The 13,617-nt window shown below is 42.0% G+C and carries 13 protein-coding genes; 6 read left to right on the forward strand and 7 right to left on the reverse strand.

The features are described from left to right. Position 1 precedes the first annotated feature (1 nt). The 4 genes from aciT to hemJ all read left to right on the forward strand — a co-directional run bounded on the left by aciT (position 2) and on the right by hemJ (position 2,939). Complete coding sequence (aciT, locus tag ACT3SX_RS10050; protein WP_192519919.1) at positions 2-379, forward strand: AciT family ciprofloxacin tolerance protein; 378 nt, start codon at positions 2-4, stop codon at positions 377-379. A gap of 198 nt (positions 380-577) precedes the next feature. Continuing rightward, entirely contained in the window at positions 578-1,084 is a 507-nt protein-coding gene (locus ACT3SX_RS10055) for an SCP2 sterol-binding domain-containing protein (protein WP_192519909.1), read from the forward strand. Between the two features lie 224 nt (positions 1,085-1,308). Next, positions 1,309-2,472: a biotin synthase BioB gene (gene bioB, locus ACT3SX_RS10060; RefSeq protein ID WP_192519910.1), complete on the forward strand. Its 1,164-nt coding sequence runs from the start codon at positions 1,309-1,311 to the stop codon at positions 2,470-2,472. 32 nt (positions 2,473-2,504) lie between these two features. Next, positions 2,505-2,939, forward strand: coding sequence for a protoporphyrinogen oxidase HemJ (gene hemJ, locus ACT3SX_RS10065; protein ID WP_192519911.1), 435 nt, complete (start codon positions 2,505-2,507; stop codon positions 2,937-2,939). A gap of 110 nt (positions 2,940-3,049) precedes the next feature. Here the strand turns inward: hemJ and ACT3SX_RS10070 are convergent, their stop codons facing one another. Continuing rightward, positions 3,050-3,685, reverse strand: coding sequence for a hypothetical protein (locus tag ACT3SX_RS10070; protein WP_192519912.1), 636 nt, complete (start codon positions 3,683-3,685; stop codon positions 3,050-3,052). Between the two features lie 287 nt (positions 3,686-3,972). Here ACT3SX_RS10070 and ACT3SX_RS10075 point away from each other — a divergent pair, with 287 nt between their 5' ends. After that, positions 3,973-4,530, forward strand: a complete 558-nt coding sequence (locus ACT3SX_RS10075; RefSeq protein ID WP_442063364.1) for a WG repeat-containing protein — start codon at positions 3,973-3,975, stop codon at positions 4,528-4,530. Positions 4,531-4,556: 26 nt separating this feature from the next. Here the strand turns inward: ACT3SX_RS10075 and ACT3SX_RS10080 are convergent, their stop codons facing one another. Further along, positions 4,557-5,438 carry an IS982 family transposase gene (locus ACT3SX_RS10080; protein WP_444761720.1) on the reverse strand — a complete coding sequence of 294 codons (882 nt, stop codon included), beginning with the start codon at positions 5,436-5,438 and terminating at the stop codon, positions 4,557-4,559. Positions 5,439-5,605: 167 nt separating this feature from the next. Between ACT3SX_RS10080 and ACT3SX_RS10085 the strand changes: the two genes are divergently transcribed. Next, positions 5,606-6,574, forward strand: a complete 969-nt coding sequence (locus ACT3SX_RS10085; protein WP_442062920.1) for a WG repeat-containing protein — start codon at positions 5,606-5,608, stop codon at positions 6,572-6,574. Between the two features lie 54 nt (positions 6,575-6,628). On the opposite strand, the gene ACT3SX_RS10090 is transcribed toward ACT3SX_RS10085, so the two are convergent. The 5 genes from ACT3SX_RS10090 to ACT3SX_RS10110 all read right to left on the reverse strand — a co-directional run. Beyond that, positions 6,629-7,120 carry a hypothetical protein gene (locus tag ACT3SX_RS10090; RefSeq protein WP_192519914.1) on the reverse strand — a complete coding sequence of 164 codons (492 nt, stop codon included), beginning with the start codon at positions 7,118-7,120 and terminating at the stop codon, positions 6,629-6,631. Positions 7,121-7,245: 125 nt separating this feature from the next. After that, a complete protein-coding gene (rph, locus tag ACT3SX_RS10095) occupies positions 7,246-7,962 on the reverse strand; it encodes a ribonuclease PH (RefSeq protein WP_192519915.1) in 717 nt (238 codons plus the stop codon). Between the two features lie 127 nt (positions 7,963-8,089). After that, positions 8,090-9,865, reverse strand: coding sequence for an AMP-binding protein (locus tag ACT3SX_RS10100; RefSeq protein ID WP_192519916.1), 1,776 nt, complete (start codon positions 9,863-9,865; stop codon positions 8,090-8,092). A 394-nt stretch (positions 9,866-10,259) separates the two neighbouring features. Next, positions 10,260-11,987, reverse strand: a complete 1,728-nt coding sequence (locus ACT3SX_RS10105; protein ID WP_192519917.1) for an AMP-binding protein — start codon at positions 11,985-11,987, stop codon at positions 10,260-10,262. A 346-nt stretch (positions 11,988-12,333) separates the two neighbouring features. Then, on the reverse strand, positions 12,334-13,617 hold a 1,284-nt coding region (locus ACT3SX_RS10110), incomplete at its 5' end, for a vWA domain-containing protein (RefSeq protein ID WP_444518632.1).

Below are 13,617 nucleotides of genomic sequence, written 5' to 3' on the forward strand. Positions count from 1 at the left end.
TATATTTTCTTTTATCGACATAACGACATGGATCAATGCTGCTTGGCTTGGCTATAGTTTGCTCGCAGTGTTAATAATAGTACTCGCCATATCGTCTCAACGTTGGCTACTGCTGTACCTATTTGGTGGTATGGCCTATTGGCTAGCCGTTGAAATCATCCACAGCTTGATATTGAGTCACTTTATGCTATCAGAATGGCACAGTTATATTATCGCCATGGGTATCAGTTGGTTGCCACTAGCAAGTTGGGTATTATATCGAGCATTACGTTACGATGATCTTAGCCAATCTGTGCAACTACAGCGTGAGCTAGAAGCATCTCGCTATATCGAGCACACGCCTGTTTATGATGATGACTATCAGCCACGCTTCCATTAGTACGCTCAATACCATATCAATCATACTGACGTCATCAATCATACTGACGTCATCGAATGTTACAAGATACTTAACACTCCCTACGTAACTCCTAAAGAATTAAATGCCATCAATCAGTTATAATCTAATTATATATTTGTCGCAAAAATTGTTATAAAGTACGCATTGTTTTGCGTCTCATTTTTTAGGAGTTCGATTATGTTTACTATTCCTGTGTTAGATATTAAGTCTGATCCTTTAGACGTATTGTTGGCGGTGATTGGTTACCGTTTGTCTATGCTCGCTGATAGCGATGATGAAAAAGTGAAAGCACTATTTGCTGACCGTAGTGTGACTATCGAATTTTCTAGCACTGAAGCTGATATCGCCCGTTACTTTGTCTTTGATAATGGCGACTTTAGCCAATATAGCGGTCATGCAAAATCGGCTGATTTGACCATCAACTTTAAAGATTCTATGACTGGTGTTAAGCTGTTGACTAAAGGCAACTTGCCAGCCTTTATGACAGCCGTTCAAGAAGGCAACTTGAGCATCGAAGGTGACTACAGCTTAATGATGTGGTTTAATAAACTTGCCAAACATATCGTTCCAGAAGTTCCAGAAGAGTGCAAACCATACCTTCAAAAAGCAAAGCCTTATGCTTACAAAGCACAGAATTTTGCCAATCACTGGATTGGTGTTGCCAAGCACAAACTGGGCAAATAACCAGATACCAACTATCAGATACAAATCATCAGAACACCGAATGGCAAACTGAACATCACATAGTTACTGTTAATCTGCTCTATTGTATTTAATATAAATACAATAGAGTGGCGCTCTGATTTTCTAAAAAGGTTACGGTATACTATATCGCAGACTTTTTTATTTTTTTAAAAAGACAAAAAATCGTTAGATTTACTTAATATCGTTATAAAAGGACTTATCTCATGGCAGGATTACTTAGCATCTCAGAACCTAATGCCAGTAGCCCCACTAGCTCAGTAGACAATCAAAATAACAGCAACAGTGACTTTTTGGCCAACCTAGCCACAGATGCTACTACAGCCAACCAAAAAACCACTCACAAACACACTCGTGCAGACATCGAAAAACTGTTTGATTTGCCTTTGATGGACTTGCTGCTACAAGCACAAACGATACATCGAGAGAACTTTAAAGCCAATGAAGTACAAATCAGCACCTTGTTGTCTATTAAAACAGGTAACTGCCCTGAAGATTGCGGCTACTGCTCACAGTCAGGTCACCATCGCGATACTACCAAACTCCAAGCCGAAAAACGCATAGAGGTAGACAAAGTCATTGCCGCTGCCAAACGTGCCAAAAACAGCGGCTCTTCACGTTTCTGCATGGGTGCAGCCTGGAAACATCCAAGCGCAAAAGATATGCCCTATGTTGTCGAGCTAATTAAAGAGGTCAAAGCATTAGGGCTTGAGACCTGCATGACGCTTGGTATGTTAGATACCAATCAAGCGACTCAATTGGCAGATGCTGGATTGGACTATTACAATCATAACCTAGACACCTCACGTAGTTATTATGAGCAAGTCGTCAGTACACGTAGCTATGACGAGCGCTTAGATACGATAGACAATGTCCGCAACTCAGGCATCAATGTCTGTAGTGGCAATATCGTCGGCATGGGTGAAAGCCGTGAAGACCGTATCGACTGGGTACATGAACTGCTCAAAATGCCAAAAGCGCCTGAGTCGATACCCGTTAACTTACTCGTACCTGTTGCAGGCACACCTATTGGTGACAAAGTATTGGCCGAGGGTCAGCTGTCTGTGCTTGAGTGGATTCGTACTATCGCTGTGGCGCGTATTTGCTGCCCGACCAGTTATGTACGTTTGTCTGCTGGTCGCGAGAGCCTGTCTGACTCTGAGCAGGCATTGGCCTTTATGGCGGGTGCAAACTCGTTCTTTTATGGTGATAAACTGCTGACTACGGGCAATGCCAGTCAATCAGGTGACGATAGACTCATGCGTGAGCTTGGTCTCACCAAGCAGTTTGCCGCACCAAGAGCACCCAAAGTATTGCCTGTAATGGATGCCATGAATGGTCATCAGACGCAAGTAGTGTTGGCAGATTAGTATAAATTACAAGCTGAGCAAGAGAGACTAAAATGGCAGATTATTTTAACTGGATTAAGGCGGCACACATTATCTCGATGGTGTGTTGGTTTGCGGCGATATTTTATTTACCGCGCCTGTTTGTCTATCATGCAATGAGCGATGATGCCATCAGCCAAGAGCGCTTTAGCATTATGGAGCGCAAGCTCTACCGCGGTATCATGACTCCATCGATGATAGCCACATGGATCTTCGGTCTATGGATGTTAGGGCTAGGCTGGGATGTTTACAAAACCCAAGGCTGGTTGCACATCAAACTGCTATTAGTCGTATTACTATCAGGCTATCATGGTGCTTGCGGCTTGTATCGTAAAAAGCTCATTGATAACCCACACTATAAATCACATAAGTTTTGGCGTTGGTTTAATGAAATACCCGTATTTGCCTTAATATTTATCGTTATTTTGGTCGTGGTAAAACCTTTCTAAAATTAGCAAAATGGTTGACACTCAACAATCAAAAGCGTCCATCACTAATATAAGTGACGGACGCTTTTTTATTAAGGTCGGTTGTATCTTAAGGGAGCCGGACTCTCATACTAGACACTAGGACGCATGATTTGATAGACATTACTTAAGTCATAAACGCGGTAACGGGCAGGTTCGCGGCGGTTTTCACCAGCATAGCTTAATATTAACGCTTGCTTCGCACGCTCATCGACCCAGCCGACAAACAACCCACTGTGCTCGACGTCATTATAACCATGGTTGATATAGTACAGCCAATCCCCAACCTCTATCTCGCCACTACTAGCATAAGGTCCTTGACCATAAATGCCTTTGTGAACCGTATCACGCGTCACCCCTGCCCGGTTAAATACCGCGTTTAAATAATCCCAGCAACCACCTTGGATAATAGTACGTTCATTAAGCGCCATCTTACGAGCGGTACTGACCACCTCACGCGCAGCAGGGCTGCTTTGCGTTTCTGCACTACTTAATAGCGGTAAATACTTACTATCGACATTGTCATAATTACCAGATAAAAACGCAGGTAACACCGTAGGCGCTTGATGCGATACGTCTGGATAGCGATAGGAAGTCGTTGATTGAGCTGATTTCTGAGCGATTAGCGCGCTCATACTATCTGCCTGAGCCTGACCTATCAAGCTAAAGGAAAACAATAGACTACATGACGCTGTCACCGACAACTTCAACATGGATATACGCAACATGACTGATTCCTTGTCTATAAGACATAAATAGGTAAGCGAAAATAATAGGCGCTTTTCAACCTTACTTATAAACTATTTATACGGAGCGTTGCAAGTATCGTTCAAGATATTAGTCAGCTAATTGACACCGTTTGGCAAGATTTAGCCATTGTTAATCCATTGGGATAATCATTGGTTGAATTGAAGACACGCCCTAAACACGGTATAAGAAACCTTGAGTTACTACTTACTATTAAAATTAAGTTGGGTTATTATTCTTCCAAATAAACAAAAACTTGGAAATCCTAATGTTCACCATTAAGACACCAATTGTCATTGGACTTTTGATAGCATCATCGATGACTTATGCCAATGATGAATGTATCAAGCCTCAGGTTGCCGATGCCATACAGGTAACCTGTTTAACAACAAGTAATATAGTAATTGCGACACTTGATGGTGCTTTGTGGGCGTTGGTAGACGCGAAAGGAGACGCACTAACAGACTATACGTTTGACCGAATGCGCTCTATAAATGATGATCTGATCGCTGTGGCCCATGCTGATAAGGTAGGTGCCATTACCACACAAGGTAAGCAAGTGTTGCCTATGATTTATGACAACCTTCAGTTTTATCCCAACCAATACTTTCGTCTTAGGCAAGGTGACAAATATGGTGTCGCTGATGCTTCAGGAAAAGTTGTATTGCCAGTAGCGTATGATTGGATCGATAGCCTAGATGATGATCAAAATCGAGTATTGATGGCAAAGCAGCAAAAAAAAGGCTTGATAGATAATGAAGGAAATATCATTTTGCCTGCAAAATATGACAGGTTATTTTGTTGTAATAACCCCAGTTCGGGATAAGCCACATTGTAACTCATTGATACTATTTACAATGTTGCTACCTGTCCCTGCTGAGGCATGTTTTTGATGGTGGGTTTATAGGGAAACCAGCAATAAGCAATTAAACCTGACAGCAAGTTTGTGATAAACCCCGTGACACTACGATGGCGTGAGTGTTCGATTTGGCACAAGTTTTTAAGCTCTCCAAACACCGTTTCAACCAAAGAGCGATGATTGAGTAGTGCCTCATCCATAGGCTCAAGTAATTGGGGTTTCATATTACGCCGAAGTTTGGTTATCAACGTGGTATCATTGTGTTTTGTGAGCCACTCGTTTAGGGCTTTACTGATATAGCCTCTATCCCCAAACACCTTGCCAAACACAGGCGTTGCCATATCCTTAACAGGCACTCTGTCATCCGTATTACCCGCAGTGACTTTAACAGATACAAGCTCGCCCTTATGATTGATAATGGCGTGCAGCTTAAAGCCATAGAACCAGCCCATGCTGCTTTTGCCTCGGGTTGCAAGTCCCTTAAAGACTTTATGACGGTAGATACGCTTGTTATGACAAACTGCTATCTTGGTTGAATCAATATAGCTGATACCCGTACAGTCGCCCATCATGCTTTGCAAGTAGCTGCACAGTGGCATGATACTGCGCGGCACAAGCTCTATAAATCGCGAGTAGCTCGGCAGATTTGGAAACTCCCGTTTCATCATGCCAAGCATGTGATGGTAGTAAAACGCCTTAAACTGTCGATAACGTAATTGATGAAACAGTACCAAGATGGTCATAATCTCTGCTACACTTATCTGGCATGCTCTTAACCTTTGGTGTCCCGTTGCGATTAAATGAGCGTCAAACTCAGGTTTGAATTGCTGATAAAAGTCGTCAATATGGCAGTATAGTTCGGTTAGGTTGTCCATGTAAGAAGTCCTTTTTGCTTAAGTGGTCTTGGTAAACTTACTTTAGCAACTTCGGACTTCTTTTTTTATCTTTTTTTTGAGCGCTTATCCCGAATTGGGGTTGTAATAATTCTAATTATGGAAAGGTCGCTATAGGCAATCGCTATGGACTAACCAGCGCTTCGGGAATGTTATTAACCCCAGTTGAATATCAAGATATTCAGATGTTTTCATACAACCCGACGGTTCTAAAGGTAAAAAAACAAGATAAATGGGGCTTGATGGATGCAACAGGTAAGGTTCTAAAGCCTTTTGAGTTTGATAGGCTACCTAGCTTCTATATAGATGAGACAGGACTTCAACAATTTAAGAAAGACGGCAAGTATGGCTTTATGAATAACAAAGGGACTGTCGTTCTATCTGCTAATTATGATGATATCGATACTTTCAATGAAGACACCTATGAATTGAGAAACGACAACCTCTATGGTCTTGCTGATGCAGCAGGTAAGATCATCACACCTGTCACATACGACTTCATTGGTTCGCGTGATGAACAAGGATTGATAGAGGTCGAAAAAAACCAAAAATTAGGCCTCATCAATATTCAAGGAAAAGTCGTATTAGCAGCAGAATACGACGAACTCGGCTCTCCATATAACGAATCAGGCGTCAGAGAGATCAAAAAAAATGATAAATATGGACTGATAGATCGTCAAGGAAATATCTTGATACAGCCTGAATATGAAGCACTCTTTTGCTGTTCTTCAAATGGCTTTGGCTTTATAGCAAAAGATGGCTATGAAGGTATTGTTGACCCATCTGGTGAAATATATTTATCTGAAGATTATACTTATCTAGGGATATTACCCAACGGACTATTGGTGGTCGAGCATAACGGTCTACAAGGCTTCGCCAACAAAGAGAAACAGCTAATAACGGCTATAGAGTATAAGGACATATCACTATTCAGTGATGGCTTATCAGCGGTCAAAAAAGAGGAGAAATGGGGTTATATTGATACCTCAGGAAAGCTCGTAATCCAAAACATCTATGACAAGGCAGAGGATTTCCATGATGGTGTCGCAGCTGTCAAAAAAGGCGACCAAACATGGTTTATTGATAAACGAGGCCGTAAGGTCTCACCTCCTCGATAAGATTAGCTACTCTAACTCTAGTGCCAGTCTTGGCTTTAAAGTTATAGATATGTACTAATCACTATTCATCTTGATATTCACATGACGCTTAGATAGCGCCTGCCCTTGCAAAATTGCTTTGGCAGCGGTGGCTTCTTGAACACTATCAAAACCACTAATATGGTATTTACAGCTATCACTAGCATCAACTATCTGTAGCTGCTCGCCAATGAGCTTTGCTGTATCGCCATCTGTCAAATGGATATGCTCGCGCTTACCATTATTGTCATGCACCAGCTCACCAGTACGCACCCATAATATGCCGCCACTAATGGTTCCTGCCATGGCTTTTTTTTGTTTTTGTCGTTGTCGGTTGAAAACAAAACTACCAACGATAAGTAATGCTAACGCACCAATAGCAAGGCGCTCAGACAAAAAACTCATTGCCATAGCGACTGCCACTGCCCCTATTAATAATGCAGAGCCAAACCAAAACATACCGTTGTCAGTCGTTTGCGATTGACTTTGCAAGGTGATTTTGGCGCCATCATCGGTCAGCTTTAGCATGCATTGTTACCTGTTGCGAGATTCTGCTTGGCAACAGATAGCGGGCTATCAAAAAACCGGCTATCTGTCAGAGAGTCGTTGTTGTATCAAAAAATCAGTACTACTGATAATAGCCTAAAGTCCGACTACCAACCTAATGCTGTTTGCTGCATCTTGACCAACTCAGCGATGCCTTTTTCGGCCAAAACGAGCATATCGTCTGCTTGTGCACGCGTGAATGGCTTTTCTTCAGCAGTTCCTTGCAGCTCGATGAACTCGCCTTTTTGAGTCATAACCACATTCAAGTCAGTATCACAGTTAGAATCTTCTTCGTAGTTCAAATCTAGGTACGCTTTTCCATCTTTCATACCGACAGACACAGCAGCGACCAAACCAATTAATGGATCTGCTTTAAGTTTTTTGGTTTTTTGAATGGTTTCTAATGCGTCAATAAGAGCGATAGCTGCACCTGTCACACTAGCAGTACGAGTGCCACCATCGGCTTGTAGTACATCACAGTCAAGATAAATGGTGTTTTCACCCAACTTACTCAGATCAATCATCGCACGTAGGCTACGACCAATCAGACGCTGAATTTCTTGAGTGCGACCTGATTGTTTACCGCGTGCTGCTTCACGCTGGTTACGGGTATTGGTCGCACGTGGCAACATACCATATTCAGCAGTAATCCAGCCTTTGCCTTTACCTTTCAACCAGCGTGGTACACCCGACTCGACACTAGCAGTACACAATACTTTGGTATCACCAAAACTTACTAACACTGAGCCTTCGGCATGCTTGGTATAATGGCGCTCAAAGCTAATAGAACGCAGTTGGTCAAGCTCACGGTTATCATTACGCATAAAAATTCCTAGTACGATATTTTAAAATCAGGGTTGAAAAATAAGCTTATCCTAACGTGACAGCGGCGCAATAGCAAGATTCGCTCAAGCTATTGCGCCGCTGATTTGGTAAAGTTTAGTGCCAAACTTATACCAATCCTTCCATCTTACGCAACTCTTTGCGCAATATTTTACCCACGTTTGATTTTGGTAATTCATCTACAAACTGAATGCTGCGTGGACGCTTATAACCAGTCAATTGCTTTTTGCCAAAATCAAGTAACTCCTGCTCTGTCACCTCGCCTTTTTTGACCACAAACAACTTTGGCTCTTCGCCACGGTTTTCGTTAGGTACACCAATAGCACCACACTCTACCACTGCTGGATGCTCACTCATGGCTTCTTCGATCTCATTTGGATAAACATTAAAGCCCGAGACCAAAATCATATCTTTTTTACGATCGACAATTTTGATAAAGCCTTTTTCATCCATAATTCCGATATCGCCAGTTTTTAGATAACCACTAGCCGTAAAGGTTTCAGCTGTTTCTTTTGGGCGGTTTTGGTAGCCAATCATTACCTGTGGACCTTTAACACAAATCTCCCCACGATCACCCAGTGCGACTACATTTTCATCGTCATCAATTAATACCACATCAGTACTAGAAGCTGGGATACCAATCTTGCCAGTGAATTCTGCAATAGTCATTGGATTAAACGCTACCACTGGTGATGTTTCAGACAGACCATAACCTTCAACAATAGGCAAGCCCGTAATTTTATGCCACTCTTTTGCCACGCTAGGCAATACAGACATACCACCACCGATAGACGCTTTTAGACTAGAAAAGTCTAGGTTTGCAAAGCTCTCTTTATGTACCAAACCGTTAAACAAGGTGTTTACTGCTGGAATAAAAGCGGGTTTATGTTTGCCCATTTCTTTAATAAGACCATCAAGATCACGCGGATTAGGAATCAATAAACCAGCATAACCTTGATACATACTGCACATACCACAGACCGTAAATGAGAACACGTGGTATAGCGGCAATGCCGTCAAGATAACATCGCTAGCATCAGCATCATCTTCAAATGCGCTGTCCATAAGCACGCCAACCTGTAGCATATTTGCTACTAAGTTACCATGAGACAGCATCGCACCCTTGGCGACACCGGTAGTACCACCGGTATATTGCAGCAATGCCACATCACTTAAATTCAAATCAGGGCGCTGGTATTTGCTGGCAGATACCGCATTTAATGCGTGTTTAAAACTCACACTATTTGGCAAGCTATAATGAGGAATCATTTTTTTGATATGGCGAGCCACGAGATTAACCACTGCCCCTTTGATCATTCCTAGCATATCACCAAGTTTACAGACGATGACGTGCTCAACCTGACCTTTGTCTTCCGCTTCTTGGTATGTCTTTGCAAAATTCTCTACGATGAATAGTGCTTTGGTACCACTATCATGTAACTGATGTGATAACTCGCGGCTAGTGTATAAAGGATTGATATTAACCAACACCATGCCTGCACGTATAATACCCAGAGCAACCACTGGATATTGCAAGAGATTGGGCATCATTACGCCAACCTTATCTCCCTTAACCAATCCCAATGACTGCAAATAGCTGGCAATTTGACGACTATATAGATCTAATTGCTTGAAGGTAATAGACGCGCCCATACAGATATAGGCAGTTTTTTGACCATAGCGGCTAAAATTACGCTCAAACACATCAAGTAAAGAGGTATTGTCATCTGGCATATCGATAGTAGCCGCGATACCATAGCGCTCATAAGTATCCAACCATGGGCTGTCGCTAGGTATTGTCGGCATGATAGGAAATGCACGGTCTTGATAATTGCTCGTCGCAGCTTTATCGTTTATGGTCTCTTTATTGATACTGTCGGTCATAATTTTTCCTAAATATTACCGTTAAAAATGTAGAATACTCTAGTGCGTGTCCTCATTCTAAAAACGGTGCAATAGCTCAGTTCAGCTGAACCGAAAAACACATTTACAATATGTATATTACAAGGTTTATAAAGCAAGTCAGACATCGTTTTGTCAATATATATCACAATACTTTAGTAAGCGCTTTCGCTAAACACTATATCAGTTTTGTCAAATTTTCTCTATTAATACTAGCGACCTCATAAAGAGGTAAATTTAAGCAAAAAAATGACAAGAAAGCATATACGCAATCTTATCATTTTAAGTTATAAAGGCATCTGGTATCACGATACTTATGAGCATCTAACCTGTGTAGACACTCATCACTCATTGTCTAATATTGAGCGCCAGTTAATTAACCGTGGTTCTTTTCTTCCAGTACACGTAGATCTTTACGTAGAATTTTGCCCACATTAGATTTTGGTAACTCATCAATAAACTCAACGTGGCGAGGACGTTTGTAGCCTGTTAAGTGCTCTTTCGCGTATTCAATAACTTCTTCAGTCGTTAGACTAGGATCATTACGTACGACATAAATTTTAGGCGTTTCGCCGCTTTTTTCATCATTGATACCAATAACACCACATTCTAGAATTTTAGGATGACCTGCCATGACCTCTTCGACTTCGTTAGGATAGACGTTAAACCCAGACACCAAAATCATGTCTTTTTTGCGGTCAACGATAGTAACGTAGCCGTTTTCAGCCATGATACCAATATCACCAGTGCGGAAAAACCCATCTGCTGTCATGACCTCAGCCGTCGCATCTTCACGGTTCCAATAGCCTTTCATAACCTGTGGACCACGAACACTGATCTCGCCGCGCTCACCAAGTGCTACTTCATTACCTGTATCATCTAAGATGGCCACATCAGTCGCTGGCATAGGTACACCAATGGTGCCTGTAAATGTTTTACTATTACTTGGATTCGAGGTTGCCACTGGTGCCGTCTCAGACAATCCATAACCTTGAATGATGATATTACCCGTCACTTGGCGCCATTTTTCGGCAGTTGGGCTCAGTACTGCCATGCCACCGCCCATCGACTGACGCAGCTTGCTATGATCCATCGCGATAAATTCTTCATTATTGGCAAGCGCATTAAACAACGTATTGACCGCTGGGAAGAAAGCTGGTGGATTGGCTTTGTATGCTTTTAATAAGCTATCAAGATCACGTGGGTTTGGCACTAGCAGCACCACACAACCGCGATATAGGCCAAACATACCGCAGACAGTAAATGAGAAGATATGATACATCGGCAATGCCGTCATGATGACAGGCTGCTCACCTCTTTGATCAAAATCGTCAAAATTGGTACCCAAAAAGGTATTGGATTGAATTAAATTTGCTACTAAGTTTTTGTGCGTCAGCATCGCACCTTTTGCGACACCTGTCGTACCACCGGTATATTGTAAGACAGCGATGTCATCAAGCGTGATATTGGTTGGGCGCTTATATTTGCTAGCCGTGCTATGACTGAGCGCGCTTTTAAAGCTGATACTATTGCTAATATTATAGGCGGGCACCATTTTTTTGACATGGCGGACAACCGTATTGACCATAAAGCCTTTGAGCGTCCCCATCAAATCGCCCATACCAGTAATCACGACCTTATCGACCACATCACGGCCGATGTCTTGATAGGTTTTGGCAAAGTTTTCGACCATAATCAGCACTTTAGCATCTGAGTCGGTCAGTTGATGCTCAAGCTCTCTGGTGGTATATAATGGATTGACATTGACTAAGGTAAACCCTGCTCGTAGTACTGCAATGACAGAGACGGGCAGTTGCAAAATGTTGGGCATCATCACCGCAACCTTGTCACCTTTGACCAGTCCTAATGACTGTAGATATGCCGCCATTTGACGGCTATATAAATCTACTTCCTTAAAGCTTAATGACGAACCCATGCAGATATAGGCAGTCTTGTCGCTGTTTTGTGTAAAACTCTGCTCAAAAATATCGATCAGTGAGGTATTATCAGCTGGTAAGTTAATCTCGTAATCTAGCCCAAGTTCTTCATAGGTTTTTAGCCAAACCTTATCATCACGACGGATTAAGCTTCCTTGATTTTCCATAATCTTTTTCTCCTAGTAATAATACACTACCGTCAGCGCATTCGAATCACAGTGTGATAGCTATACGAAAAGTCAGACCTGCGCTACCATCATGGTAATAAACAAGTCTGGGACGTAATCATATGACGCTAAACAAACAATATAGTGGTAAATAGTCCTTTATTTATTAACATACACACTTTGTACAGACTACTCAATATAAAAGATTGCTGCGTGAGTTCGTAAACAAGCTTGACGCAAAATAAGTAATTTAATATCAAATACTTAATGACGAAAACCCATGAGTTTTTAGCAACTTACAGCAAAGCATTTATCTGTATCGACCCTATAGTTTGTTGCTAATTTATTACTTCGTACCGTCAAGTGCATCTGCCAATTCCGTTAAGATCACAAAGTTACGGCGAGTACCGTCTGAATCGCTGCTTGGCTGATGGGTAATACTACTTGTTGCTAACTTACTACTGTCATTGTATTGCCACTCATTAATATACTCACTCTGGGTTAAGCGTTGACCAAAACCTGCCACCGAGATCGCAAACTGGGTATCAGTGTTGGCTTTGTCTAAAGAACGACTGGCATTATTAATTGGCTGACTAATAAGTATGGAGCTTCCGCCTGTTGGTGCTTTATAACGAATTTTTAGAAAGCCAAGCTCATTGGCTTTCTGATTGCTGGTTACGTTAGTAGTAGTGGTAGTGCTGTCAGCATAACGACGCTCACTGTATATGCCTTTTTGTCCTTTGGGAGTGATTTCAAATAATGCGATAACTGCTTTGCCTGCGCCTAACTCGCCGGCATCGACTTTATCATTGTTAAAATCTTGCTCATTAAGGACTCGATTTTCATAACCAATCAAGCGCCATTCACTCACAACATCAGGATTGAACTCAACTTGGACTTTTACATCTTTAGCGACAGTGTTAAATGTTGCGGCTAACTCATCCCCAAAGACTTTTTTTGCTTCAGTGAGACTGTCAATATAACTGTAATTACCATTACCGTTATCCGCCATCTGCTCCATCATGTAGTCATTGAGATTACCCCGACCGAAGCCAACGGTGGACAAAGAGATACCACGATCGCGACTGGCTTTGACCAAATCCAACATCTCATCGACATCATTAATACCGACATTAAAATCACCATCCGTCAGCATCATAATTCGATTAATACCGTTCTTTTTTAGTCCTTGTTCAGCTTGTCTGTAGGCCAATTTAAGAGCATCTTCCCCATTAGTTGATCCTGATGCATTTAACCCATCAATCGCAGCCAATATCTTTGCTTTTTGATCACCACTGGTCGCAGGCAGTGCCACACTAGTACTACCTGAATAGGTCACGATACTGATACTGTCTTGAGCGCGCATTTGCTCTGTTAATAGTTTAAGCGAAGACTGTGCCAATGCCAGCTTGTCTCGAGAAGACATAGAGCCTGAGACATCTACTAGGAATACGAGATTAGCAGGTGGTATAGACTGCTTATCCGATTTTTTTGACCAACTGTTATCAACAGCCTTGATACCCACTTTGACGATTTTGTTATCTTGATCCGCTTTATCCCATGGTGAATCAACCACTTCAGTTGCAACGACAAACGGTGCATTGGCAATACGTTCACCATCATCGAACTG

The sequence above is a fragment of the Psychrobacter sp. AOP31-B2-9 genome (assembly GCF_052378005.1).
GTDB lineage: Bacteria > Pseudomonadota > Gammaproteobacteria > Pseudomonadales > Moraxellaceae > Psychrobacter.